This window comes from Streptomyces sp. NPDC034099 (assembly GCF_055575415.1).
In genome coordinates, this window is the sequence record NZ_JBVISR010000013.1 from 198,553 (window position 1) to 222,740 (window position 24,188).

General features: G+C 68.4%; 21 protein-coding genes. 8 read left to right on the forward strand and 13 right to left on the reverse strand.

Translation table 11 applies throughout. From position 1 onward, the window contains the following. Positions 1 to 4: 4 nt before the first annotated feature. From ACZ56V_RS31685 to ACZ56V_RS31720, 8 genes are read right to left on the reverse strand one after another with little or no spacing between them, the layout of a single operon-like run. A complete protein-coding gene (locus tag ACZ56V_RS31685; protein WP_468947062.1) occupies positions 5 to 1,150 on the reverse strand; it encodes a glycosyltransferase in 1,146 nt (381 codons plus the stop codon). Then, complete coding sequence (locus tag ACZ56V_RS31690; RefSeq protein WP_468947064.1) at positions 1,147 to 1,941, reverse strand: alpha/beta hydrolase; 795 nt, start codon at positions 1,939 to 1,941, stop codon at positions 1,147 to 1,149. The genes ACZ56V_RS31685 and ACZ56V_RS31690 overlap by 4 nt, the downstream gene beginning before the upstream one ends. After that, the gene (locus tag ACZ56V_RS31695; RefSeq protein WP_468947066.1) at positions 1,938 to 3,182 is read right to left on the reverse strand and encodes a (d)CMP kinase; all 1,245 of its coding nucleotides are present in this window, start codon (positions 3,180 to 3,182) and stop codon (positions 1,938 to 1,940) included. The genes ACZ56V_RS31690 and ACZ56V_RS31695 overlap by 4 nt, the downstream gene beginning before the upstream one ends. Next, complete coding sequence (locus ACZ56V_RS31700) at positions 3,179 to 3,799, reverse strand: dTMP kinase (RefSeq protein WP_468947067.1); 621 nt, start codon at positions 3,797 to 3,799, stop codon at positions 3,179 to 3,181. The genes ACZ56V_RS31695 and ACZ56V_RS31700 overlap by 4 nt, the downstream gene beginning before the upstream one ends. After that, positions 3,796 to 4,530 carry a hypothetical protein gene (locus ACZ56V_RS31705; RefSeq protein ID WP_468947068.1) on the reverse strand — a complete coding sequence of 245 codons (735 nt, stop codon included), beginning with the start codon at positions 4,528 to 4,530 and terminating at the stop codon, positions 3,796 to 3,798. Before ACZ56V_RS31705 ends, ACZ56V_RS31700 begins: the two co-directional genes overlap by 4 nt. A gap of 47 nt (positions 4,531 to 4,577) precedes the next feature. After that, a complete protein-coding gene (locus ACZ56V_RS31710) occupies positions 4,578 to 5,462 on the reverse strand; it encodes a GNAT family N-acetyltransferase (protein WP_468947069.1) in 885 nt (294 codons plus the stop codon). Beyond that, positions 5,459 to 6,640, reverse strand: a complete 1,182-nt coding sequence (locus tag ACZ56V_RS31715; protein ID WP_468947070.1) for a nucleotidyltransferase family protein — start codon at positions 6,638 to 6,640, stop codon at positions 5,459 to 5,461. The genes ACZ56V_RS31710 and ACZ56V_RS31715 overlap by 4 nt, the downstream gene beginning before the upstream one ends. A 31-nt stretch (positions 6,641 to 6,671) precedes the next feature. After that, complete coding sequence (locus ACZ56V_RS31720; RefSeq protein ID WP_468947071.1) at positions 6,672 to 7,190, reverse strand: DUF402 domain-containing protein; 519 nt, start codon at positions 7,188 to 7,190, stop codon at positions 6,672 to 6,674. Positions 7,191 to 7,252: 62 nt separating this feature from the next. Here ACZ56V_RS31720 and ACZ56V_RS31725 point away from each other — a divergent pair, with 62 nt between their 5' ends. Next, positions 7,253 to 7,924: a histidine phosphatase family protein gene (locus tag ACZ56V_RS31725; RefSeq protein ID WP_468947073.1), complete on the forward strand. Its 672-nt coding sequence runs from the start codon at positions 7,253 to 7,255 to the stop codon at positions 7,922 to 7,924. A gap of 4 nt (positions 7,925 to 7,928) precedes the next feature. On the opposite strand, the gene ACZ56V_RS31730 is transcribed toward ACZ56V_RS31725, so the two are convergent. Both ACZ56V_RS31730 and ACZ56V_RS31735 read right to left on the reverse strand, forming a co-directional pair. Beyond that, positions 7,929 to 8,609 (reverse strand): hypothetical protein, encoded by a 681-nt coding sequence (locus tag ACZ56V_RS31730; RefSeq protein ID WP_468947074.1) that lies wholly within the window; start codon positions 8,607 to 8,609, stop codon positions 7,929 to 7,931. A 32-nt stretch (positions 8,610 to 8,641) separates the two neighbouring features. Then, positions 8,642 to 9,352: a class I SAM-dependent methyltransferase gene (locus ACZ56V_RS31735; protein WP_468947076.1), complete on the reverse strand. Its 711-nt coding sequence runs from the start codon at positions 9,350 to 9,352 to the stop codon at positions 8,642 to 8,644. A gap of 293 nt (positions 9,353 to 9,645) precedes the next feature. Here ACZ56V_RS31735 and ACZ56V_RS31740 point away from each other — a divergent pair, with 293 nt between their 5' ends. Beyond that, the gene (locus tag ACZ56V_RS31740) at positions 9,646 to 10,830 is read left to right on the forward strand and encodes a hypothetical protein (RefSeq protein WP_468947078.1); all 1,185 of its coding nucleotides are present in this window, start codon (positions 9,646 to 9,648) and stop codon (positions 10,828 to 10,830) included. A gap of 187 nt (positions 10,831 to 11,017) precedes the next feature. On the opposite strand, the gene ACZ56V_RS31745 is transcribed toward ACZ56V_RS31740, so the two are convergent. Beyond that, positions 11,018 to 11,893, reverse strand: a complete 876-nt coding sequence (locus tag ACZ56V_RS31745; RefSeq protein ID WP_468947080.1) for a hypothetical protein — start codon at positions 11,891 to 11,893, stop codon at positions 11,018 to 11,020. Positions 11,894 to 12,009: 116 nt separating this feature from the next. Here ACZ56V_RS31745 and ACZ56V_RS31750 point away from each other — a divergent pair, with 116 nt between their 5' ends. The 5 genes from ACZ56V_RS31750 to ACZ56V_RS31770 are packed head-to-tail and all read left to right on the forward strand — an operon-like array spanning position 12,010 to position 20,536. Next, positions 12,010 to 12,318 carry a YciI family protein gene (locus ACZ56V_RS31750; RefSeq protein WP_468947082.1) on the forward strand — a complete coding sequence of 103 codons (309 nt, stop codon included), beginning with the start codon at positions 12,010 to 12,012 and terminating at the stop codon, positions 12,316 to 12,318. A 46-nt stretch (positions 12,319 to 12,364) separates the two neighbouring features. After that, positions 12,365 to 13,990 (forward strand): condensation domain-containing protein, encoded by a 1,626-nt coding sequence (locus ACZ56V_RS31755; RefSeq protein WP_468947084.1) that lies wholly within the window; start codon positions 12,365 to 12,367, stop codon positions 13,988 to 13,990. After that, entirely contained in the window at positions 13,990 to 15,774 is a 1,785-nt protein-coding gene (locus ACZ56V_RS31760; RefSeq protein ID WP_468947086.1) for a non-ribosomal peptide synthetase, read from the forward strand. Before ACZ56V_RS31755 ends, ACZ56V_RS31760 begins: the two co-directional genes overlap by 1 nt. Before the next feature lie 25 nt (positions 15,775 to 15,799). Then, the gene (locus ACZ56V_RS31765; RefSeq protein WP_468947099.1) at positions 15,800 to 18,949 is read left to right on the forward strand and encodes a non-ribosomal peptide synthetase; all 3,150 of its coding nucleotides are present in this window, start codon (positions 15,800 to 15,802) and stop codon (positions 18,947 to 18,949) included. Positions 18,950 to 19,003: 54 nt separating this feature from the next. After that, positions 19,004 to 20,536, forward strand: coding sequence for a condensation domain-containing protein (locus ACZ56V_RS31770; protein WP_468947088.1), 1,533 nt, complete (start codon positions 19,004 to 19,006; stop codon positions 20,534 to 20,536). A gap of 16 nt (positions 20,537 to 20,552) precedes the next feature. Here the strand turns inward: ACZ56V_RS31770 and ACZ56V_RS31775 are convergent, their stop codons facing one another. Both ACZ56V_RS31775 and ACZ56V_RS31780 read right to left on the reverse strand, forming a co-directional pair. After that, the gene (locus ACZ56V_RS31775) at positions 20,553 to 21,974 is read right to left on the reverse strand and encodes an amino acid adenylation domain-containing protein (protein WP_468947089.1); all 1,422 of its coding nucleotides are present in this window, start codon (positions 21,972 to 21,974) and stop codon (positions 20,553 to 20,555) included. A 23-nt stretch (positions 21,975 to 21,997) separates the two neighbouring features. Continuing rightward, positions 21,998 to 23,200 carry a cytochrome P450 gene (locus ACZ56V_RS31780; RefSeq protein WP_468947091.1) on the reverse strand — a complete coding sequence of 401 codons (1,203 nt, stop codon included), beginning with the start codon at positions 23,198 to 23,200 and terminating at the stop codon, positions 21,998 to 22,000. A gap of 134 nt (positions 23,201 to 23,334) precedes the next feature. Here ACZ56V_RS31780 and ACZ56V_RS31785 point away from each other — a divergent pair, with 134 nt between their 5' ends. Beyond that, the gene (locus tag ACZ56V_RS31785) at positions 23,335 to 23,943 is read left to right on the forward strand and encodes an O-methyltransferase (protein ID WP_468947093.1); all 609 of its coding nucleotides are present in this window, start codon (positions 23,335 to 23,337) and stop codon (positions 23,941 to 23,943) included. Positions 23,944 to 24,188: the final 245 nt, after the last annotated feature.

Genomic DNA, 24,188 nt, shown 5'->3' on the forward strand with positions numbered 1-24,188 from the left:
CCCGTCAGCGGCCCGACGGCGGTACGGTGCCGCTCAGGCGCTGCTCGCAGTAGCCGATGTGGTAACCGAGACCGGCGTAGCCCAGGACGGTCTCGTAATAGAAGGCACGGAACGGATCACGCTCCGCGCGTCCTGCCCACTCGTCGTGGTAAAAGCCGGGGTTGGCCGCGCCCGCCCTGCGCATCAGCTCGGCCGCACCAGTCCAGTCGCCGCTGGCCTGGGCGAGAAGTCCCAGATTGATGTCCGTGTGCAGGAGTTGCGGGTCGTGATGACGGGCGGTACGGAAGCTCTCGGCCGCATCCGCGTGCTGGCCCAGTGCGGCGAGCTGTACGCCCGCCATGTTGTGCAGCGCGGCGTTTTCGGGCGCCACGCTCAGGCCCTTGAGATACGCCTCCAGGGCTTCCCCGTCCTTGCCCAGCGAGCGCAGCACGTGCCCGCGGAACAGCCAGACGGTGGCGGAGGAGGGATCAAGAGCGACCGAACGGTTGGAGTGGTCCTCCGCCTCCTCGAAGCGGCCCAGGGTGCGCATGATCAGGCCCTTGTAGCCGACCAGCACGGCGTCCTTGGGGTTGTCCCGCAACTGGCGATCCATCAGGGAGAGGTAGCGGTACGCCTTTTCGTCACGCTCGGCGACCGGTCGGCAGTGCCCGAAATGGTTCATCACCACCGGCGCGGGTTCCACTTTGCCCCCCGCGTCCGTGATGCTGGCCGCGACGGATTCGTTGATCTTGCGTCGGTACTCGATCTCCGGAAGGTTGCGGAACACTTTCAGCTCCCGGCCGGTGTAGAAGCCGCCGGTGGCGAAGAAGTTGTAGCGCAGCAGGCGCAGTCCCAGAACATCGGGGCCGACTTCCTTGAGATGCCCCAGCAGCCGCTGAGCCTCGCCGTCGATCATGCGCTCGTCAGCGTCGAGAAAGAGGATCCAGTCTCCGTCCGCGCGTACCAGCGCCTCGTTGCGGGCAGCGGAGAAATCGCCGTCGAACGGGACCTCGCAGAACGTGTCAGCGAGCTGCCAGGCCATATCCACGGTGCCGTCGGTCGAGCCGGTGTCGACGATGACGACTTGGTCGACGAAGTCCCGGGCGGACTCCACACAGCCACGGAGATAGGCGGTCTCGTTACGGACGATCAGACACAAGGTGAGGGTCATCGCGCATCCTCCCGGATGTCGCTGGTTGATGGGGAGAGAGAGAAGGCGGATCTGAGAAAGCCCGCACAGGCACTCGCCAGTACGCGCCGGGCGGCAACGCTCTCGAAGAGGTGATCGCCGGACATGGCCTCGACCGTCCCGCCGTGCTCGGCGAACCAAGCCGACTCGCCGGCCACCTTGTCGTCGGCCGCGCCGTAGCAGAGGAGGAACGGCAGCCCGGTTTCCAGCAGCAGGTCGCGGGGACGGATGCTCTCGCGCTCTCGGAAGAACACTGCCGGGAGGTGGAACTCCCCGCCTCGGATGGCCGTCACTCCCTCGGTCGCGAACCGCACGCCCTGGATCAGGTCGCTCGACAGCAGCAGTACTCCGGTGGGTCGAGGGCCGTCGGCTCCGCCGGCCCGGGTCAGCTGATGAGCAGCCATGACGGCGGGCACCCCCCCGATGCTGATCCCGGCACACACAAGCGGCTCGCCCGGACGGCACAACGCCCTGGCGACGCCTACGAAGTCCTCGGCCATGCCGCTGAAGCGGGTGTCGGCGAAGTCGCCCTCGGAGTCGCCCGAACCCGTCATGTCGAACCGGATGACGCGGACGCCCAGCCGGGCGCACAAGTCCGCCGAGAGCTGCGCGAGCAACTCCTGGGGCCCAGATCGATCGCCGGTCAGGCCGTGCGCCAGGCAGACGGTACCCGTCGGCTCCCGAGTCGCCGGGCGATCCATGACGACGAGGCAGCGTCGTCCCGGGGGACCGTTCCACAACTGCTCGCGGACGACTTCCCGCTCGCCGGTCATCGGCTGCCTCCCCACACCCGCTGCACGAAGTCGGTCAGGGCGTCGGGAGCGGCCGCGGTCAGCCAGAGGGCGGCCCGGGCATCGTGATGGCCCTTCAGGTCGAACAGCAGTGTCGTCGTGTCTCCCTGACGCGGCTGCCGCAGTACGGCGTCCAGGTCCGCCTGGGCATGCCCCGTGTCCGACGTCGTCGCGGGACCGGCCGCAGGGGCCGTGGCCGGGCAGGGCAGCCACCACGCGTCCTGCAGTGCCGCGAGTGCGCTGGGACGCCTCGCGCCCAGGCCGTCGGTGGCCGCGGCCCAGTCCGCGTCGGCCAGGGCGAGCACCTCCGCGGGGACGGCGAAGTGCCCGTGGTCTAGCAGCCAGCGCGCCCTGAGCTGACGGTTGGCCGGCCAGCTCACGGCGTCGAGTACGGCGTCCCCCCGTCGGCTGGGCACGCGGCCCACGGTGACGATGTCGCTGCCGTACCGCAGGATCGGCGCATGAGCCTCGGCCAGTGCCAGCCGCTCGGCGTCGCCCCCGCCGGGCGGGACGGTGAGGAACGCGTCGGCCGGATGGTCTCCGGGCACGCAGCGCAGTCCGCCACCGCGGTGCTCACCCCGCAACCCGGTCACCGCGATGGTGAACTCCCGCTCGCCCCGGACGGTCCGCACTCTCCGGGCCAGCGCTGCGACAGTGATCTCTATGGTGAACCGGGTGGAGTTCCACACCAGGCAACCGGGTCTGACACGGAGGGGCTCCGCCGCGCGCGTCCGGTCGCGGCGCTCACGCTCGGGGTCGTACGCAACGCCGCTGACCGCTGCCGCACGCGCCGCCCGCTCCCCGGCGTCGGCCCAGAGGAAGACCGCCAACAGCGGATCCGGAAAGATCTCCTGGCCCGCCCGGCCTTCCGCCACCACGCCGCGGTCGGCTGTCGCGGCAAGCAGTACCCGGTTCACCTTGGCCTGCCAGGCGGAATCCGCGCCGAGCCGGGAAGCGGCGGAGCCGAAGTGTTCGGCGGTGAGATCCGCCTCGCGAAATGCCGTCCCCGCCACCTCGACCACTGGGTCGAGGCCGCCGTCCGATGCCTTTTCCCACCGCAGGTGGAGGGGCGAGGCGAGCTTGGCGGCAGCCGCTGCCAGCGCCCGGTAGACCATGCCGATCGACAGCCAGGCCCAGCCCAGTTCCCGTGCCAGTTCACGGGCCACGGCGGTCTTGCCCACACCGTTGGGCCCGTCGAGGGTGACGACTCCGGGCACGCTCATCGCTCCTCCCCGGACAGGGCGGACGTCTCGGCCGCATCGAGCAGCGACGCCTCGTCCGCGCATCCGTCGAGCACGGTGACCTGGCCCCAGGTACCTTCCCGGGCGAGTTCGAGCATGTGGCCGCGGCACCGGGTGAGGAAGTCGTCACCGTGGCCGACACCGGGGTCCTTGCCGCGGCTGGCGATGCGCTGCGCGGCCAGATCCGGCGGGACATCCACCAGCAGATGGCAGTCTGGCTGCGGCACCACCTTCAGCCAGGCGGTCCACTCGTCCAATTCGATGCCGAACGATCGCTGGTTGGCCACATGGTCGAGAGCCCAGCGGTCGGCGATCACCCACTCCCCACGGTCCAGGGCGGGGATCACCACCTCTGCGGCGTTCGACGCCAGTACGAGGGTGAAGTACCCGGCGATCCAGCGCTCCAGAGTCTCCCCTCCACCTGCCGACGGGGTCCGTAGGGCCCAACCGACCGGAGATTCGCCGCGAGGCTTCAGCGCAGGAAGCGACCGGACGGTCAGGCCCCGCTGGGTCAGACGTCGGGCCAGCCCGGAGACGAGCGTGGACTTGCCGCTGCCGTCCACGCCGCTCACCACGATCAGCCGTCCGCGTGCCATCATTCTGCTCCTTCCGGACCCGGCTGCCGGGGCCACATCATGAGGGCGTTGTGCAGCACGTCCTGCAGGCCGTGCCGGTCGGCCTCGAGCCGTGCCAGACCGTGGCGACCGGCGATCATCCGGCTGGGGTCGGCGGTCCTGCCCTCCTCCGTGCAGAGCGTGAGGTCCCATCCGGGGGCAGCCTCGGAGGAGCACATCCGTCGGACGAGTTCGTCGAGTACGCCGATGGGCGCGGTCAGCCCGCCGAGGAGATTGGTCTCAACGCCGCATGCGGCCCAGAAGGCCACTTCGTCGGCCGGTGCGTCGGATCGGGCCTCCCACGTCCCGGACCGGCCGGCGTTCTGCCCCCACCAGTCGAGGTCCTGCGGCTCAGGAGGGAAGACGGCCACCCGCAGCCCGGGCGCCGAGTCCGGCAGCAGCGCGGCGTGCAGCCCGCGGGCCGTCACATGGACGGCGGACGCGTCGTAGGACCTTGCGGTCGACACCGCCTCGGCGATCTGGCGGTCCCAGACGGACACGTCTTTGTCCGCGAGGCTCTCCCCGTATCCGGCCAGGTCGAAGCGGGCCACGGTGATACCGGCCGAGGCGAGCCGGCGTGCGGTCTGCGCCTGCCAGTAGTTGTTGCCGGTGCGGTTCTCGCCGGGGGCGTGAATCATGATCAGCCAGGGCGTGCCCGGCGCCGGGGCGCGGCCCGAGGGCAGCTGGACGATAAGCGGTTCCAGAGTCTGCGCCACCAGACAGGCTGCAGGTGGGGACGTACGCATGGCGGAGGACTCTGGGGTCACCGGGCCACCCCCGTCGCCGCCCGGCGCCAGCGCAGCCGGTCAGCGACCCAGCCGGCGTCCCGCAGGCCGTCGAGGAGCTTGTCGCTGTTCGGCCCGATGACCAGATCGCTCTCGAGGACCTGGTGACCGCGCTCGGCCGCCCGGCGCAGCAGCGCGGCCGACACCATCCGGGAGAAGCCACGGGAGTGCTCCTCGGGGATCACGAACACGTCCACGACGTACAGCACCTTGCCGCCGCTGTAACGGTCCGGCCGCGGGACACCGAGGCCGTGACAGACCGGTCGGCCGTCGAGGGTGCCGACCAGGCAGACGGACGTACCGGTCAGCTCGAACTTGGAGCGTGCCCACTCCCGGAGGTCAGTGACTGTCGACTCGTCATACAGCCCGCGCCCCAGCGCCGTCGCCAGGCAGTCATAGACGAAGCCGTGTTCCGCGGTGCGCGCGACATGGATGTCCAACGGCCCCTCCAAAACCGGCGCCTGAGGACCCGTGCGGTGCCGGAGGGTCAGGACGTGCGGCTCGAAAGACGCCTGGCGCATGATGGCGGCGGTCTCGTCGCCGGGTACGCCGGCCGTCTCGAGTGCGGCGGCCTGATCGCCGACGGGCAGCTTTGCCAGCAGTTCCCGCAGCGCTGACGGGCGTTCCGCCGCCAGATGGCTGAGCACGATCTCCCGTTGACCGGTGAGCGGGTGCCGGTGCTCGGCCATGCCCGCGAAAGCCTCCGAGCCGTCTCGGGCACGTGCGTGGAGCACTTCTGTGCGCTCGCGCGCACGGGCCAGTCGGTCGCGGATTAGCGAGGCGTCCTGCAGCGAACGGTCGGTGCGGCGTTCGAGCTCGGCCAGCCACAGCCGGGCCCAGGCGTCGTGCTGGATGACGGTCATATGTGCTCCTCGGCCGGTGGGGCGAAGGCGGCCCGGGAGTATCCGGGCGGCACCAGCGGATAGACCAGCGCCCGGTGGTCCGGCAGGCCGACGCCGCGGAGTACCGCACCGCCGGACACCTGCCGGTCGGCGGCAGGCGGCAGCACAAAGACCGGGAGGCCGAGCGCGAACCATGGCCGCACGGGGAAGAGTTCGACGAGCCGACGGGCCCGGGCCTTGTTCTTCCCGCGCAACCGGGCGATGACGTGGTCGAGCGCTGCGACGGCCGCGCGGCGGCTTCGCGTCGACACCGCGGTACCGCGGCCGTGTGACGGCGGTCGCGGCACCCGGGCCGTCCGTACGGGAATCCCGGCCTCCTGGGCGATGCGGTGCAGTTCTGCCAAGGCGACGACTGCCGCGGGTGCTCCTGCGAGCGCTGCGACGACGGCGTCCCAGTCGGCTCCGTCGCGGTCCAGGGCCAGCAGGTCGAGCAGGTCCCGGAAGATGAACTTGCCTCCGCGTTCGACCAGTTCCACGGCGAACACCACGGCCTGCCACGTCGTGTCGAGGACCGGCACGAGGGCCCCGCCGACCGGCAGTTCCCGCAGCCCCGCCCAGGCATCTGCGGGGAGCGGCATGGCGCTCGCGCGGTCCAGTCCGGGACCGAGCGTGGTGAGGTCGAGGTACATCGGGTGACCGAGCCCCTCGACTCGACGGTTCAGTGCCACACCCGCCCACAGTCCGGCCCCGTCACGTCGGCACACCATGGGCCGAGCTGTGTAGTAGTCGAGGGACCGCAGCGCGGTGAGTGCGCTCGGTAGCGCGTCGCCTTCACGGATGAGCAGGTCGACGTCGTTGTACTGGCGTACCTGCCCTGCCGGGTATCGAGTGCCCAGGGCGTGGCCCCGCAGCAGGAGGTGCTCGACTCCGGCCTCCGTGAGACAGCTGGAGGCAGCGGCGAGTTCACGGTCCAGGACGGCCTCGCGGGTGCGGAGCCGGTCCAGTTCGGCCCGGGCCTCCGGCCCGAGCGGCAGTGCTCGGGCCGCCCATGCCTGCAGCACGGTGTAGGCGGACTTGGTTTCCTTGAGGGCGTCGAGTACCGCCTTGTCCAACGGGAGGTCGCTTGCAGGCCACGCTGCGTCGTCCGTGGCGTACAAGGGCCGCAGGAACGGTTCCGCGGCGGGCGGCACGATGTTCATGCGGGACGGCCTTCCGCTGAAGGGGAGCGGCTCAGCTTCTGAGCCGCACGGGTTGCTGCGACCAGTCCGGGTAGCAGTGATCGGCGTCGAACAGGCCGTGCAGGGCAGGCGGCGGGAACACCGCGCCGCGGTGCAGGTACCTGTCGATGAACCGCTGAGCCTTGACCATGGCCCGAGCCAGTACGGGAGCGCTCAGCTCGCCCGAAAGCAGAGCCTCCGCCGCCTCGTCGAGGTCGATCAGCCGGTACGTGGGACCCATGCCTTCGACCACCACGTCCAGGTACTGGTCCCGCACCCTGAACAGCGGCAGCTCGTTCCACTGCACGCGCTCGAAGGAGACCAGGTCCACATACCACTCGCCCCGCCATCCGAAGGGCTCGTAGACGAGCTGGACGTCTTCCTCCAGCAGCCAGAAGTAGCGCCGTCTGCCGGCATGGCGCCAGTACTCCTGGTCGGAGTACAGGACGTCGCCGACGAGGGTCGCCGGCACTGGCTCGAAGTCGTAGATGCGCTGGGCCACCAGCGCGGGCATCGTGCCAGACTGCTCCACAGCGGTTTCTCCTTGCAATGTTCCTGGTGGGGGTGGATGTGCGCGGTGTCCGACAGTTGATCATGGTCAGACACGGCGAGTGTGCGCACAACACCCATGCACTGCCCTCCCCGGTCGACGGGACGTCGGCGGGGCTCACCGAAGTGGGCCGCGAACAGGCGCGGGCGTGCGGGCGGTGGCTGCGTGGCCTCGGGCTCGACGTGGCGGCAGTGTGCTCTTCCCCCAGTGAGCGGGCGCGGGAAACGGCAGCGCTGCTCGGTCTGCCCGGAGTCGTGGAGGCGTGTCCGCCTCTCGCAGAACGGGCCTGGGGCAGGTGGTTCGAGGGAGCCGAGGGTGACGCGGTGGACGAACGGCGCGCGGAGGCCCGGAGGCAGGCGCGAGCAGACCCGTGGGGCTGGCGACCGGAGGGCGGTGAGAGTCTGCGGGAGGTACGCGACCGGGTCGGCGGCTGGCTTGCCGCCACACTGGCCGGCCTGCGCAGCGGTGCCCTGGTTGCCGTGAGCCACGGGGAGGCGATAATGGCGGCCCGGATGGCACTGGAACCCTCCTGGAGCGCGCACCCGTTGCCGCTGCCGCGGGGAGCCGGCCACACGGTGCCCAACGGCGCCGTGCTCTTGTACGAGTTCGAGGCCGATGCCGAGGTCCCGGCCCGTCGGGGGCTGATCGCAGATCCGCTCACCACGACGGACCGGAGGGGAGTGCACTGGCAGCAACTGACCGGGGCGGGGGCATGACCGCTCATCCGGCCTCGATCCGCTCGATCAGGCCGGGCAGCAGTTCGGCCTCCGCCGCGGAGCCTCCGAGGCAGCACAACCCCACGCCGCGGTCCAACAACCCGGTGAGCGCGGCCCCCACGACGGAGGGTGTGCCGATGAGCGTGAAGGACCACTGGCCACCGGCGATTCCCGGGGAGCCGGGACCCACCCAGGTGGTGCCCCGGTCGACGAGGTAGCTGCCCCGGGGTATGCCGCGGCCCGGCTCGCCCTCCTGCGGCTTGGCGAGTGCTCCGAGCAGGGCTTCGGCCGCGGCCTCGTCGGGGTCGTAGCTGTCGCTGTACCGCTCCGCCCGGTCGCCGGCCTCCTCCTCCGTGCGGCCGAGCACCAGGTCGGCGCGCAGCCCCGCGGCCAGGCCCTGATCGCGGAGTCGGTCGACGAGCGGCAGCAGCCGGCTGTTCGGACGCCCCCACAGCACCACTCCGCGTGCCGCGGATCGCAGCCCCGCGTCGGGGGCCGGTCCACCACGCTCCAGCGCCCACAATTCGCCGTCGTGCGCCTCAGGGGCTTCGCTCTGCCGCAGCGGATCGACCAGCCTCGCCCTCTGTACGCCCGTTCCATCGGCAAGCCAGGTGACGTCCCCGGTGCGGCGAACCGGATGAAGGATCAGTCCCTTGTGCCACATCGGTTCCAGGGCCGGCACCATCGGCCCGAACCACCAAAGGCGCGCCCGGGCGGTCACCGGGGGAACTCCGCGACGATCACGGCTGCCCGGCGGGTGACGGTCAAGCTGCCCTCGATGGGCGTCATACGATCCACCGCGCTCGCCGGTCTGACCTGGTTCCGCAGGAACTGCCTGGCCTGTGCGTCGTCACGGAAGACGACGGTCCCCTCAACCTCGGTGATCTGTGCGTGCGCCCCGACGGACGAGAGCAGTTCCGAGGCGCGCTCCGCGGGGAACGTCAGCCGGTAGCGCGCGGAGGGAAGACGAGCCCAGAGCTCTGCCATATGGCGGTCGGAGTTGGTGGCCAAGATCAGGTTGCCACCCGGGCGCACTACGCGGACCAACTCACGTAGGGCAAGCCTTACCTGTTTATCCGTCAGGTAATGGAGCACCCAGGCCGCGACGGCAAGGTCGAAGGAGTCCGAGGGGTAAGGCAGCGTCGGAAGCAAGGAAACCTGGGCGTCCACCCCCCTGGCCCGGGCCAGCTCCACCATCCGCTCTGAGCCGTCCACCGCTACCACACGGTGACCGTGAGCCATGGCAGCCTGAGCGAGTTCCCCCTCGCCGCAGCCGACTTCCAGCAGATCACCGGGCTTGAGCCGGGTGACGGCAGCACGCAGCACCTCGCGGGCGTCCTGTCCGGATCCGGTGCGGTACACCGCCTGCTGGGCGCGGTAGACGTCCTCACTGGTGAAGGCGCTGACAGCTTCAGTCCGGGAGCTCACAGAACTGTGCCCTCCCCGTCAGACAGCACCCCGTCGCACGTTGCCACCGAAGATCACCCCCGCTTGATCACCGAATCGCTCAGGCCGAGGGAACGCTACCGGTGACTCGACACAGCAAGCCAGGGATCGATCAATTTAGGCCACGTTTCGAACAGATATAGCCACCCCCGCCTCGATGGCTTACATGCTCCCCCCCATCAACACGTACGTTGAATCAACAAAACGTGCACTCCGTCATGCTGCAGAGCTCTTTCAACCCGGGTTTCAGTGGGCTCATAAGGGGGAGTCGGCGAATGAAGCCGAGCAGTCCGGTCGATGTTGAGATTGTTGGATCCGCGGTCCTTTCAGGCGAAGATGTTCCCTTCGGTTCTGCGGACGCCTTTCAGTTCGATCCCATGCAGAGCGATGCCGGGGACGCTGCGCAGAACTGGACCCGGGAAGTTCCCGTCTCAGTCAATGACACCTACGGGGACCCTTTCATTCCGGAGCAGATAGACAACACGGTCGCAAAGCTGGAGTCCCTCGCCGCACACCGGGCTCCGATCGCCATCTTCACCAAGGCCGGCTATGACGACGCGGTCCTCGAGAAGTTGCGCGGAGTCGCACATGTGGACAAGGTCGTGGTCTTCTACTCCTTGACCGGGCTGGACGAGGGCGGGATCTCCTTCGACAACCGGGTCCGGTTCATCGCCGCTATCAAGCAGATCTTCCCGAACACCCTTGTGTTCACTCGTCCGATCATCCGCAACCGGAACGACGACCCGGCCACTCTGCGTCGGCTGAGCGAAGTTGCAGCCGAGCACACGGGCCTGCTTGTCCTCGGCGGGCTTCACGACGCGAAGAAGCGGAAGAAGATCGAGCTGCCCATAGAAAACCAGCTCATCGAATTCTGTGACGAACTCGGCGTCAAGACCTTCCACAAGACGAGTTGTGCTGGGGCGTGGCTGCACGGACTCGACTGCTGGGTGCACGACCTCGGCGCCCCGCGCAATCTGGATGTCCTCGTGGCGCTCGGATACCAATTCGGCGTCGCCAACGGCAGCGTCGTACTGGAGCGAGGTACGACCGGTGACATCAATTTCATTCGTATGCTGACTCAAGGGAATGTCTACCTTCACGAACTCGTCAGTAACTACAACCTGCTCACTCTGCCATCGGGTAGCCGCAAGCTGGAGGCGACGTCTTCTTGGTTCGCCTGGTCGGAGAACATTCCCACCTGTCTCGATTGCAATTACTGCATCATCAAGCAGATCGAATACCTGAAGAAGATGCAGGTTCGCATCGGCGTCCATCCCACCCGGCTGCCGGAACTCGTGGTCGGTACGGACTCCACCATCGAGTTCGAGAAGTTCAGGCTGACCAAGCTACCTGACGCCGGGCAGGGCAAGCACACCTATGCCGATGTGCGCATCACCAAGCCGTGCCGGGCGCCGCTGTACCCGTCGCCGGTGCAAGATGCACTACCCGCCGAGATCTGACGGCACCCCTGAACGCCTGGCAGCTGACCCCGATCAGGCGGTCGGCGGCCAGGACTCGCCCGTCAACTCCGGCATGCCGGAGCACTCGCGAAGGGAGGTGCCTCCATGGACGTCATCGTCATTCCCGCCGAGGAGGAGTGATCCACGTGCGGGCCGGCCGTGCGTCGGCCCGCACGCCCTCGTCCGGTCAGCCGGTCACCGGCGTGTTCCCGTGGGCCAGTTCGGCAGCGCGAAGGCGACTCCAGTGCGCGGCCGCGGCGGCCGCCGCATGGGGCGGCTCGCCGCCGTGGGCCGCCGCACCGCAGTTCAACTCCACGGTGTGCCCACCGATACACAGGACGTGATCCGCCTGGTGCGCACCGTCCGACGGGTACCACGGCTCTGCCTCATGGGCCAGGACCACCAGCCGCACCGCCTCATCGGCTCGCGTGCGCACGCCCGCCTCCTCGTCGATCGTCAGGGGTTCCGTAGGGTGCAGCTGGGAGGCGAGATACCGCGCCTGTCCACCGCCGGCCGGTCCTGCCCCCAGCCGGGCGGCCAGTGTCTCCGCGGCCAGACAGGCCACCGCCTCGGCCAGCAGTGCCGCCCGTCGTTCACCGGGACGCAGGGGCCCGGGGTGAGCGAAGACATGGTCGACCGGGTCCACCGCATGAGCCAGTTCATGCAGCAGGTTCAGCGCGAGTTCGGCCCGCACGAGCAGCCGGCCGTCCCCATAGGACGCGGAGCCGGGTCGGTCGGGGTTGACGATGATCGCGGCGTGTTCACGGCAGGTGAACCCGGCCACGGCGGCCCAGGGGCCGGGCAGGGCACGTTGCGTCACCGTATAGCCGAGTGCCTGGGCACAGCGCAGTGCACTAGGCAGCAGGTTGCCCAGGCCGGGGGACGGCGGCAGTGGACGAGAACGACGAGGCACCGCCTCCGCGTCGCTGCCGGTCCGGACATGCCGGAATTCCGCGAGCTCGGCCGCGGGCGTCGGCACGTCCCAGGAGCGGGCCAACCGAGCGCTCACCTGGAGCACATCTGGCTTCGGAGCTGTTCCCGGCTGATTGTCCAGGTTCGTCAACTCATCCCTCCCTATCGCGTTTTCGGCAATTCTGATCAGAAGCCATCAGGGGTCGGTACCCAACCGACCGGAGATGGCGACGTTCCACCACCGTCCTGGCCGAAAGGTGCCGCCCGATGTACGTCATCAAACTGCGCTACGCCGTCCCGCCCTCGTCGGTTCCCGGGCTCATCGACCGCCATCAAGCCTTCTTAGACGAGCACTACGCCTCGGGCGAGTTCCTGGTCTCCGGGCGCGGTACCTCCTACCCGGGCGGCCTGATCATCGGTGCCCGATGCGACAGCGGCTCCGTCGAGGAGCTGGCGCGCCAGGACCCGCTCGTCCGGGAGGGCGTCGCCGAGGTGGATGTGCTGGAGTTCGAGCCGAGCCGCTGGGCGGACGCGGACGCCGACCAACTCGTCGACGTGCTACCCGACTACCACTGACCCTCGCCGTACGACACAGAAATGAACCATGGACACGGTAAACACTATGGACACGTGGGAAGCGCACGATGCGTCGGAGGCGGAGTCCGCGTCCTTCGCCGACCGCTCCGCCCGGGGGACCGTCGCCGCGCTGGTGCGCAGGGAGGCGGCACGGTTGCTCGGTCGACAGGTCGACCTGCACGACGACATCTTCGACCTCGGCGCCAAGTCGCTCGACGCCGTTCGGCTGTCCGCGCGCGTGTCGAAGGCGCTCGGCTACGAGGTACCGGCAACCGAACTGCTGGCCGCCCGTCGGCTCGACGTCTTCACGGACGCCTGCATCCGGGCCTCCGACATGAGTCTGCAGCTGCCCCCCATGACCCGGCTTCCGGTACGCACGGCACCCGCGACGGAGGCCCAGCAGCGCCAGTACCGCCTCGAGTCGCAGGACCCGGACCCGGCGCCCTTCCTCATCTGGGAGTGCTTCGATGTGATCGGTGAGCTGGACCCCGGCCTACTGAAGCGGGCCGCCCAGACGCTCGTGTCCCACCACGAGGTCCTGCGCACCGGGTTCGCGCCGGGCGATGACGGCACGCTGTGGCAGACACCGCGCCCGGCCCCCGCTGCGGGACACACCGTCGTCCGGGACATCGCTACGGACGAGGAGGAGGCACTCGTCGCCGCCACCCAGGAGGCGCTGGCCGAACGCTTCGACTGGTCCGGCGACGACTTCCTGCGCTTGGTGCTCCTCCGTGGACCAAGTCGTCGCCGACTCGTCGTGGTGTCGGACCACTTCGTACTGGAGGGCACGGCATTCACCACCGTGCTAGACGAACTCGCCGCTCACTACCGCGCCCTGACCGGCGAAGGAGTGGCCCCCGCATCCGCCCCCGTCATCCAGGCGCTCGATCACGAGGCGTGGAAGCGTTCGTGGGCCGACTCCGCGGCCGCCGAACGCATCGACTCGTACTGGCGCCAACTCGGCGAGGGCCGACCACGTCTGTCCCGCATCCTCGCCCCACCCGCCCCGGGTACTGAACCCGCCTCGGTGATTCTCACGCGCCGTCTGGGTCCCGAAGCGGACGAGAACGTCCTCGGGGCGGCGAGCGCCTACGGCACCTTCCCGCTCACCGTCGCTCTGGCCACCGCAGCCACGGCGCAGTACCGCGCCACGGGCAATCCGCTGCTCGCACCGCTGCTCCCCGTCATCAACCGGACGGCCGACACCATGCGGCTCGTCGGCCGGATCAGCCACTGCCTGCCGGTGCCGGCTGAGGTGCAGGCCGGGGACACGATCGACGACGTCGTCCGGCGCACTCGGCAATCGTTGATCGCGGGACTACGCCATGGCGCCCTGCCGATGGCCGTACGAGCGATGGACGAGGACCCTGAGCCGACCGGCCCGCAGTCCGGAGTACGGGTCTTCTTCGATGCGGTCAAACCGCCTCAGGCGATCGACCTGGGGAAGGGGATGACCGTCCGGCCCGTGACCCTGCCCTCGGACTCCGACTTCTACTGGGATCTGTTGCTGAGTCTGGTGGAGACAGACCCCGGAATCTACTCCGTCGAGGCCCGGTTCGACGCCTCCCGGCTGCACCGCGACACGATCGAGGTGCTCCTGGACCACTGGGCCGCTCTCTTTCGGCAACCGTACGACGAGTGGACCGACACGCCCGCGGGAGAGGCTGCTTGATGACTACACCGTCCGAACACCCCGCAGCTACGCTCATCGAGCTCTTCGAGGACTCGGTGCAGCGCTATGCTGACCGCCCCGCCGTCACCGACGCCGAGCAATCCCTGACCTATGCCGAGCTCGGTGCTCGGGCGGACGCCGTGGCGGCCCTTCTTGTCGAGCGTGGCGTCGGCCAGGAGGACCGGGTCGGCATGTACATGCGTCGATCGGCGCACGTTCTCGCGGCGATCCTCGGCATCCTCAAGACGGGTGCCGCATATGTGGCTGTCGACAGTCGCTACCCGGACGCGCGGCGCGATCTGATGCTTACCGAGACCGGCGCGAAGACGGTGCTGACCGAACCCGGCTGGGAGGGCAGATTCGACGCCCACGGCGCGGACGTCATCGCATACGACAGCGGCGCGTTGCCCGCCTCGGCGGCTTTCGAAGGACGAGCCCGGTCGGACGGTGCGGCGAGCGTGCTCTTCACCTCCGGTTCGCTCGGTACCCCGAAGGGGATCGTGCTGGAGCACCGCAACATCCTGTCGTTCGCATGCAATTCCTTCCTGCCGGATCTGACGCCGGACGACAAGGTGGGCCAGATATCCAGTCTGTCCTTCGATGCTTTCCACTTCGAGATGTGGCAGTCCCTGCGCCACGGAGCGGAGGTCGTCGTCCTGCCGGACGTGCCGGAACTGCTGGCCGCTGGTTTCCAGCAGGAGCTGCGGCGGCTGCGGATCACCGCCATGCTGGTCCCCACCATGGTCGCGAACCATGTGGTGCGTGACGACCCCGATGCCTTTTCCGCGCTTCGCCTGCTGTACGTGGGCGGTGACGTCGTCCTGCCGGCCACCTGCCGGGCGATACTCTCGGGCCGCTTCGAAGGACGACTGTTCAACCTCTACGGTCCCGCGGAGATCACCACCGCCTGCACGGCACACGAGGTCACCCTCGCTGACACCGAACGCAGCAGCATCCCGATCGGCCGACCGCTGGACGACGCCAGTGTCCTGCTGCTGGACGCCGAAGGGCGTGAGGTGGGCCCGGGAGAGACGGGCGAGATCCATGTGATGGGCCCGGGCGTGGCCCGGGGCTATCTTGGCCGGCCGGAGCTGAGCGCCGAAAGGTTCCTCACCGACCCGGCCGGAACGGGATCCGGCCGTCGGTACCGCACCGGTGACCTAGCCCGGTACTCCGCCGACGGGGTCCTGGAGTTCCTGGGCAGAACGGACGACCAGGTGAAGATCCGCGGCTATCGCGTGGAGTGCGGAGAGGTGGAACGGATGCTGCTCAGGCACCCCGGCGTCCACCATGCCGTCGTCCTGCCCCAAGGCGAGGGTGAGAACCGCAGCCTCGCGGCGCTCGTCGTGCTCGACGACGATGCTTCGGCGGACCGGCTTCGCGACCACTGCGTCCGGAACCTGCCCGAGTTCATGGTGCCGAGCCGCTTCGTGCTCCTTCAGGACATGCCTGCGAACGAGCACGGCAAACGCGATCTCGACGCACTGCGCCGGATCCTGGACGGAGAACAGAACCGCCAACAGCCCCGGTCCCGTGGGACGAGTCCAACCGAGACCTATCTGATCAGCCTGTGGCAGCAACTGCTCGGCATCGAAGGAGTGACTGTCCAGGACCACTTCTTCGAAATCGGAGGCCACTCACTGCTGGCGTTCCAGATGCAGAGCCGGATCAAGCGCGACCTCCAGGTGGCTCTCCCGCCCATGGTGATTCTTCGCAAGCCGGTCCTGAAGTCGATCGCGGCTGCGATCGACGAAATCAGGCAGCCCGGAGCCACGGATGGCTGACCGGCGGGACACGGCAGCCGTGGAGATGACGCCGGAGCAGCGGCGGCTGTGGTACCTCGACCAGTACGAGGAGATGGGCGCCACCCATGTGATCTGCCAAGCTTGGTGGCTGACCGGCCCGGTGGACGAGACGGCTCTCGACAGCGCCCTCCAGGTGCTCGTGGAGCGGCACGAGCTGCTGCGGTCGGTGTGCGATCAGTCGGAGGCGGGCGCGCGGCTGCTGATCCTTCCCGCCCCGCACAGCGTGCTCACCGCCGAGGAACCGGGTTCCGCAGATGAGGTCGCGGCACGCTGCGCGGAACTGGTCGATCGGCCGATGTCCCTGGCTCATGGCCCGCTGTTCACCGTCCACCTGCTGCGTGAGAGTTCCGACCGCTCGCTGCTGCTGATGCGCCTGCACCATCTCGTCGCCGACGGCTGGTCGCTGGACGTGCTGACTCAGGAGCTCAGCGCGCTCTACACTCCGGGCGCTGCCGCCGATCTCACCGTGCTCGATCCGTTGCCGCTGTCCGCCGCAGAGGTGGCCTCGGCATTGGAGAGCGAGGTCGAGGCGTACGGCGGGAGCGAGGAAGAGGCTTCCGCCTACTGGCGCGAGGCCCTCCGTGGCGCGCCGGAGGCACTGGACCTGCCGTACGACCACCCGCGCCCTGCGAAACTCCTCCGGTCGGGCGACCGGGCCCGGTTGCTGCTGCCTGAGGGCACGGCCGAAAGCCTCAAAGAGGTCTCAGCGGCGGAGGGCACGACGTTCTTCGTAGCTCTGTACTCCGTACTGGCCGGATATCTGGCCCGCATCGCTGACCAGGACGACGTGGTGATCGGTGTACCGGTGGCCGACCGGCCCGGCCAGAGGTTCGAGCCGTTGGTGGGCTTCTTCGTCAACACCCTGCCCGTCCGCGTCGTGTTGACGACGGACCTGACGCTCCGCGACCTCGTCGCTCGGGCAGCGGACTCCTTCTTCGAAGGGTGTGTACACCGTCGGCTGCCGTTCGACCGCATCGTGCGCGCGGTCGCACCAGCGCGGGTGCCGGGCCGTACGCCGCTCTTCCAGGTCATGTGCGTGCTGCAGAACACTCTGGGAGCCGAACTGGACCTTACCGGGGTGACGGCCGAGGAGCACAGGGTGGACCCGGCCACGGCCGCGTTCGATCTCACCGTCGAGTTTTGGCAGGAGGCCGACGGCCGGCTCGCCGCAATGGTCGAGTTCAGCACCGAGCTCTTCACCCCGGATCACGGACGCCGTATCGCCGAGCGGTTGTCCGCCTTCGTCACCGCGTGGGCGGCGGATCCGAGGCTCCGACTGGGTGAAGTTCCGCTGCTGCTAACCGGGGAGGACCAGCTCCAAAGCCGGTCGGCTCTGGGCGGGGAGGAGATTCAGGGCGACATCGTCGATGACATCACGGCGCGCCTTCATACCGACCCGGATAGGGTTGTGGTCCGGTCCGGGGGCCGTGCGCTGACCGGGCGGCGGCTGCGGGAACGGATCACCGAGTTCAAGACGGCGCTCACCGTCGCCGGCGTGCGACCCGGCCGGCGGGTCGGAGTGCGGCTTCCGCGTGGAACGGACACAGTGGCCGCGCTGCTGGCCGTGCTTGAGCTGGACGCCGTCTATGTGCCGCTTGACCAGCGGCTGCCCGCCGAGAGGTTGCGGCTGATCGGACAGTTGGCGCAGTTGAGCGTTGTCCTGACCGCCGCAGGAGTGGAGCCCATAGCGACCGGCGCCGACCAGACACCGCCGCAGTCCGTCACGGTGCAGGGCGACGCCGACGCCTATGTGTTCTTCACCTCCGGATCCAGCGGTGTGCCCAAGGGTGTTCTGGTCGGGCGCAAGGCACTCACCAACGTCGTACGCGAGGCTGTCCGGCTGACCGGTCTGGGCCCCGGCGATGTGGTGGCCGCTTCAACGGCCACCACCTTCGACATCTCCCTGCCGGAACTCCTCGCCCCACTGGTGGCCGGCGGCACGGTCGAGGTAGCCGACGACCGCACCGCCGCCGACCCGACGCTGCTCGCCGAACTGGCCGCCGTCGCACAGGTGACCGTCCTCCAGGCGACTCCGAGTGTGTGGAGGCTGTTGCTGGACCACCTCACCGTTCGGCCCAGGGTCGCGCTCTGCACGGGAGAGGCGCTGCCACGGGAGTTGAAGGATCGACTACTGACCGAGGCCGACGAGGTGTACAACCTCTACGGACCGACCGAGACAGCCGTCTGGTCGGCGATCTGGCGCTGTACGCCGGGCCCGGTCACCGTCGGCACACCGATCGCGCACACCGAACTCCACGTGCTTAACAGGCACTTGCGCCGCATGCCGCCGGGCTGCCGTGGCGAGTTGTTCATCGGCGGGGCGGGGCTAGCCCGCGGCTATCTCGGTGCGGAATCCCTCACCGCCCGTCAATTCATCGACCACGACCTCGGTCAAGGCAGCAGGAGGCTCTACCGCACGGGCGACATCGCCTCCTGGGGCCATGACGGCCTCCTGCGCATCCACGGACGCCGCGACTCCCAGTTCAAGCTTCGCGGTCACCGCATCGAACCCGAGGAGATCGAGACCCGGGCCCGGGAGTGCACGGGAGTCGCGCAGTGCGCGGTGGTGCCGTTCGACCACCACAGACAGAGCGGCCTGGCAGCCATCCTGGTCGGGCAAGCGGACGCCGGGCCTGATCCGCAGGCGGTACGCAGGTACCTGTCGGCCGTGTTGCCGGGGTACATGGTGCCGACCGTCGTCCTTTGCGTGCCCGGACTCCCCCTGCTTTCCAGCGGCAAGGCGGATACCCGGGCGCTGTCGGCCATGGTCGAGGAGTATCTGGTCGGCCTGCCGGATCCGGATGAGCCGGTGGCCGGGCAGCAGGATGCCTCCCCGGTCGCCGAGGTCGTCGTGCTGGCCATGCAGGCCGTACTGCGAAAATCGGTGGCCCGGCAGACGTCGTTCTTCGACCAGGGTGGTGACTCCCTCGGTGCTGCCCGGGTGCTCGCGGTCCTGCGCAGGGCTCTCAACGCCCCCTTGGAGATGTCGGACTTCGTCGCCGCCCCCAGTGCGCGGGGGCTTGCCCAGTTGCTCGAATCACGGCCCGGAGTGACTGCCGCAGCGGAAGCGGCGCTTGCGGCGATCTCAGGACAGCAGGGGGTCGCGGCAGGCGGTCTGGCACGTGGTCTGCTGACCGGGACGGCGGCAGGATGAACGACCGGTATGGATTCAGGGTGCGCCGGCGCGCCCGGCAGAGAGGCGATCTGGGTGAGTAATGTCAGTGCACGACGGGACGCGATCGTGCAGGCGTGGCGGACCGTACTGGAATCCGATCCCGCCTCCGATGACGAGAATTTCTTCGATGCGGGCGGCAACTCCATCCTGCTCGTCGTACTTCAGCGCGAGTTGTCCAAGCGGCTCGGGTTCAGGGTTCCCCTGCGCATGATCAGTGGAGCCCCGACCGTGTCCGGTCTTATGGGGCTGAAGGGCGCCACGGGCGGGAACAGTGAGACGGCCACGCCGTTTCCGCCCCCCCAGGACAAGCCCGCCCCGCTAGCCCATTCCCAGGAGAGACTGTGGCTGGCCGAGCAGTTCAACCCCGGGCATGCCGACGGCACGATCGAGCACGCCTATCTTCTCTCCGGTGACCTCGATCCGACGCGGTTGGAGTCGGCGCTTCTTCGAGTGATCGAGCACCATGCGGTGCTGCGCACGGTCTACCCGATCGACGAGGCCAGTCTCGAGCCCACCCAGGTGACTCGGTCGACCGCGGCACTCACCCTCGAACAACGGCCGGCAGCGAACGTCTCCGGCGCTGAAGACCTGGAGACACTGGCCGCCAGGCTCATTTCGGACTGGTGGGAGACGCCGTTCGACCTCGAGGCAGATCCTCCTGTACGCGCACGGCTCTGCACGCTGGGCGAAGGCCGCCACATGCTCTGCCTTCAGATGCACCATCTGGCGTTCGACGGCTGGTCGGAGAAGCTGCTGATAGAGGACCTCGCCACCGCCTATTCAGGCGGAGACTTGCAGGCACCGCCTGTCAGTTATGAGTCGTACAGCCGGTGGGAGCGGGCGGAGACCGAACGTTGGCGGGAGAACGACATCCCGTTCTGGCGGGAGCACTTGAGTCAAGCGCCCCCGCCGTTCCTGCCCGCCCCGCCCGACAGCACACAAGCAGCGCGGAGGGAAGAGTCGTTCGACCTCGACCGGGAGAGCGTGGGTCGGCTGATCGGGGCCGCCGCCCGGCACAGCGGTCCCCCCGGCGCCGCCCTGCTGGCCGCCGCGGGCCGAGCGATGTCGGGAGTCTTCGGCGTGCCGGACCTGTGCCTCGGCACCGTGACGGCCGGCCGGGTGGCGACCGCGCTCGAACCGGTCATCGGGTGCTTCATCAACCCCCTGGCGCTGGTGCTCCAGGGAGCGTCCGAGCAGACTGCAGGAGAACTGCTGAGCAGCTCGGCCGAGGTGCTCACCTCGGCCATGGAGCACGGGCGCACGCCGTTCAACGAAGTCGTCCGGCTGCTGGGCCCGGACCGCAGCCGCCACCCGTGGTTCCAGGCATGGGTCGTGCTGCAGAACGACCCACCTCGAGCCGTGCTCGACGACACGGTCGTGCTCGAGGCTGTCCGTGTTCCGCAGCCCCGCAGCAGCCTAGACCTACTCGTCGAAGCCATCCCGCGGCCGGACGGGGGCTGGCGAGTGCACCTCGCCTGGCGCGCGGACTGTATCGATGAGGTGACCGGGATGACGCTGTTGGAGGGGCTTCGCACGGCATTCACCGACATGGCCGCCCTGGCCTGATCCACTGGTCAGTGGGTCACGAGGCCAGCCGGGCGCGGTCCACTTTGCCGGCAGTCGTACGGGGCAGGGAGTTCAAGACGGTGAACTTCGCCGGGCAGTGACTCGCTGGCAGACGGTCACGGATCCACTGCCTGAGGTCGGCCGGCGTAACCTCCACGCCGGCCACGACCAGCGCCTCCAGGTAGGCGCGCTCCGGCCGGTCGCGGTCCCGCAGTACCACTACGGTCTCCGTGACCGCCGGGTGTTCCTCCAGCGTCGCCTCGACCTCGCCGAGCTCGATACGGTGACCGCGCAGCTTGATCTGATCGTCGTCGCGTCCGAGGAAGAACAGGCGGCCGTCAGGCAGCCGACGCCCGCGGTCGCCTGTCCGGTAGACTATCTGTCGCCCCTGCGGGGTGTCATGGAGGTGAAAGCGTCGGCGGGTCAGCTCCTCTTGGCCGAGGTACCCCGCAGCCAGACCCTCACCGAAGAGCAGGATCTCTCCCTCCTCTGGTTCGCCTCCGTCCGTCGTCGGCCCGTCCAGCGCGACCCCCGAGCCGGGCAGCGGGGATCCCAAGGGGATCGAGTCGGCCGATTCGATCCGTGCTGCCGTCGCGAAGATGGTCGCCTCGGTGGGGCCGTACAGATTCCACAGTTCCCGCGCACAGCCGAGCAGTTGCGCTGCCAGGCTCTGAGTCAGAGGTTCACCTCCACACCAGATCCGGCTGTCGGCCGCACCTTCCCAGCCGCCCGCCGAAGCAAGGCGCCAGAAACTCGGAGTCGCCTGGATGATGTCGGGGGTATGCAGTCCGACGAATTCAGCGAAGGTGTCGGGATCCGTCCGGGCATCCGTGGGAGCAGCGATGAATGTGCCCCCGACCGAAAGTGGCAGCAGCAGCTCTGCCATGGAAATGTCGAACGACAGAGCGGTCATGGCGACGATGGATTCGCCGGGGGCGAATCCGGGCACCTCGGCCAGCCCCGACAGTCGGGCGAGGAGGGCCTTGTGCGGCACCATGACGCCCTTGGGTTGCCCGGTGGAACCGGATGTGTACATCACATAGGCGATTTCCGAGAAGGGTCCAGGGGCCGCTTGCCCATCCTGCCCGTGAGCGGTGGTGTCGGTAGTGAAGAGCCCTTCTTCGACGGACTTCAGAACCAGCGCGGGGCGGGCGTCGGAGAACACCTTTTCTTGGTGGGCCGACGGGCTCTCACTGTTCAGCGGAAGCACGGCACAGCCACATCGGGCCGCGCCCAGCATCGCGATCGAGGCGCTCACCGGATTGCTGGTGTCGAGAGCGATCAGGGAACCGCGCGGCATCCCGTCCAAGACGGTCTTGGTAAGCGTCAGTGCTCGTTCGGTGAAGTCCTCGTACGTGTACCGGCGTGTGCCGACAGCCGCGACCGCCGTCGGCGTGCGTTCGCACTGTTCCGTGACGACATCCCATATGGTCCGCATTCCGGTAACCTCCTCCTCAATATCTACGCGAATGCTATGTCGAGTCGCTCGAGCACCGTCACCCCGTTGTGTGATCGACTGAGGGGAGGCGCGGCGAAAGACAGAGTGCTCGATCGCGATGCCAGAGCTTGAAGTGCCACCTCAGCTTCGAGCCTGGCCAGTCGGGCACCGAGGCAGTAGTGGGCGCCGAGACCGAAGGTCAGGAGCCGTTTGGTTTCCCGCCCGGGTTCCAGGCGGTCGGGCGCGGAGAACACCGCCGGGTCTCGGTTGGCGACCCCCAGCATGAGCAGGACCAGATCTCCCGCCTCGATACGTCGGCCGGCTATGCTCACCGGTTCTCGTGCCACCCGGGCGACCTGCTGTACCGAGGTGTCGAATCTGAGCAGTTCGTCCAACGCCATTCCGGCCTCGGGAACAGTCAGTTGCTGCCAGGTGCCGGTATGGATCGCGGCTCGGACCGCCTTGCCGATGAAGGTAGAGGTGGTCTCAAATCCAGCATGGACGAGGAGGCTCGCAGTGGCCAGTACGTCTTCCCGATCGATCTCTCCCCCGCGACAGGCTCGGTGCAGCAGACTGATCCCGGTGTCGTCGTCGGCACCACCTGCGCGCAGAACGGATTCGACCGCGTCGGATATCTCGCGCACGGCACGGTTCCCTTCTTCCCGCGCCTGAGGGAGATAGTCGGCTCTCAACAGGGCGTCGATGTCCTGGGTCCATGACCGCAGTCGTGGCGCGACGTCAGGGGGCAGGCCGAGTACGTGACAGATCACCTGGCTGGAGAGCGGAATCGCCAGATCGGACATCACATCGAAGCTGTTTCCGACCCCGGCGAGCAGATCTGTCACCGTCGATTCGATAAAAGAGCGAGTGCCGTCGACGCGCTCCGCCGTGAAGAGTGGCGCCACGACATTCCGTAACGTGGCATGGCGCGGATCGTCATTGAACATGAACCAGCGACGTACAACGGAGTTGGTCCGCGAGCCGTTGCCACTGTCCGGGGCGTCCTCGTGCAGCGCTGTGCCACCCTGCGTCGGCCAGGCGGAAGACAGAGCCGGATTCCGTAGCAATTGCGCCACCGCGGTGTATCCGGTCACCACCCACACACCGAGGAACTCGTCCCACTCAACCGGATCGCCGCCTTTGAGGGAGAGGTAGTCGGCGCACGGATCAGGGCGAACAGCCGTGGTTGTTGTTCGGTAGGGGCATCCAATTGCGTCGACATGCAAGCCGATTCACTCCCGTCGGACTACAGACGATGCCGGACCAGGTGGTGCCGCCCCAGCATAGCCGGGCGCCAACTCGCGTTCATCGGAGTGTGCTTGATGTGACCGGGCCTACCGTAGAAGCCATACTTGCCGTCATGTCGATGAACGGCACTGCTGCCTACCGCATGCACAGCGGGCCGCTGCCCCCGCTTGTCGAGCGCGCCCTCGACGCTGCCCAACGCTATGGCTTCGGCTACTCCTGCCGCCCCGAGCAAGGCCGACTGCTGCAAGTGCTGGCCGGCGGCACCCGGCAGCGCATCGCCGAGACGGGCACCGGATGTGGGGTGGGTCTCGCCTGGTTGGCCAGTGGAGCGGCCCCGAACGTGGAACTGCTCAGTGTGGAGCGAGATCCGGCGCGGGCAAAGGTTGCTGCCGACGTCTTCTCCCATGTGCCGCAGGTAAGTGTGTTGTGCGCCGACTGGACTCATATATACGCACATGGGCCGTACGACTTGCTTGTGCTTGACGGCGGTGGCCAGGCCAAGGGGGGCAGTGCTGCGGATCCCGAGCGCCTACTCGTTCCGGGTGGAGTGCTCGTCGTCGACGACTTCACGCCTTCCCAGACCTGGCCGCCCTCTTACGCTGGTCGTCCCGACACTGCCCGGCTGCACTGGCTGGGTCATCCTGCCCTGCGGACTGTGGAGCTACCGCTGGCCGTTGATCTTAGCGCGGTAGTCGCTGTACGGCGTACGGGCCCGTCCTAGGACGAGGGCGATGTCGTCACCGCCTTGTGCTTCGCCTTCCCGCGCTATGTGACCGGTCACCGTTTGCGACTGCGGTCATTGCTTTGACGTACACCACGCCGGACAGTGCTTCGTATCTACCTGTCCGGCATGCACGAGGAGATCACGTTAACTGGCTCTAACAAAAGCTGCTGATCATGAGGCTGTTGGCCTCTCTGCTCGTATGTCTGGGTATGGGAAACCGTCAGTCGCGGCCGTGGATCGTG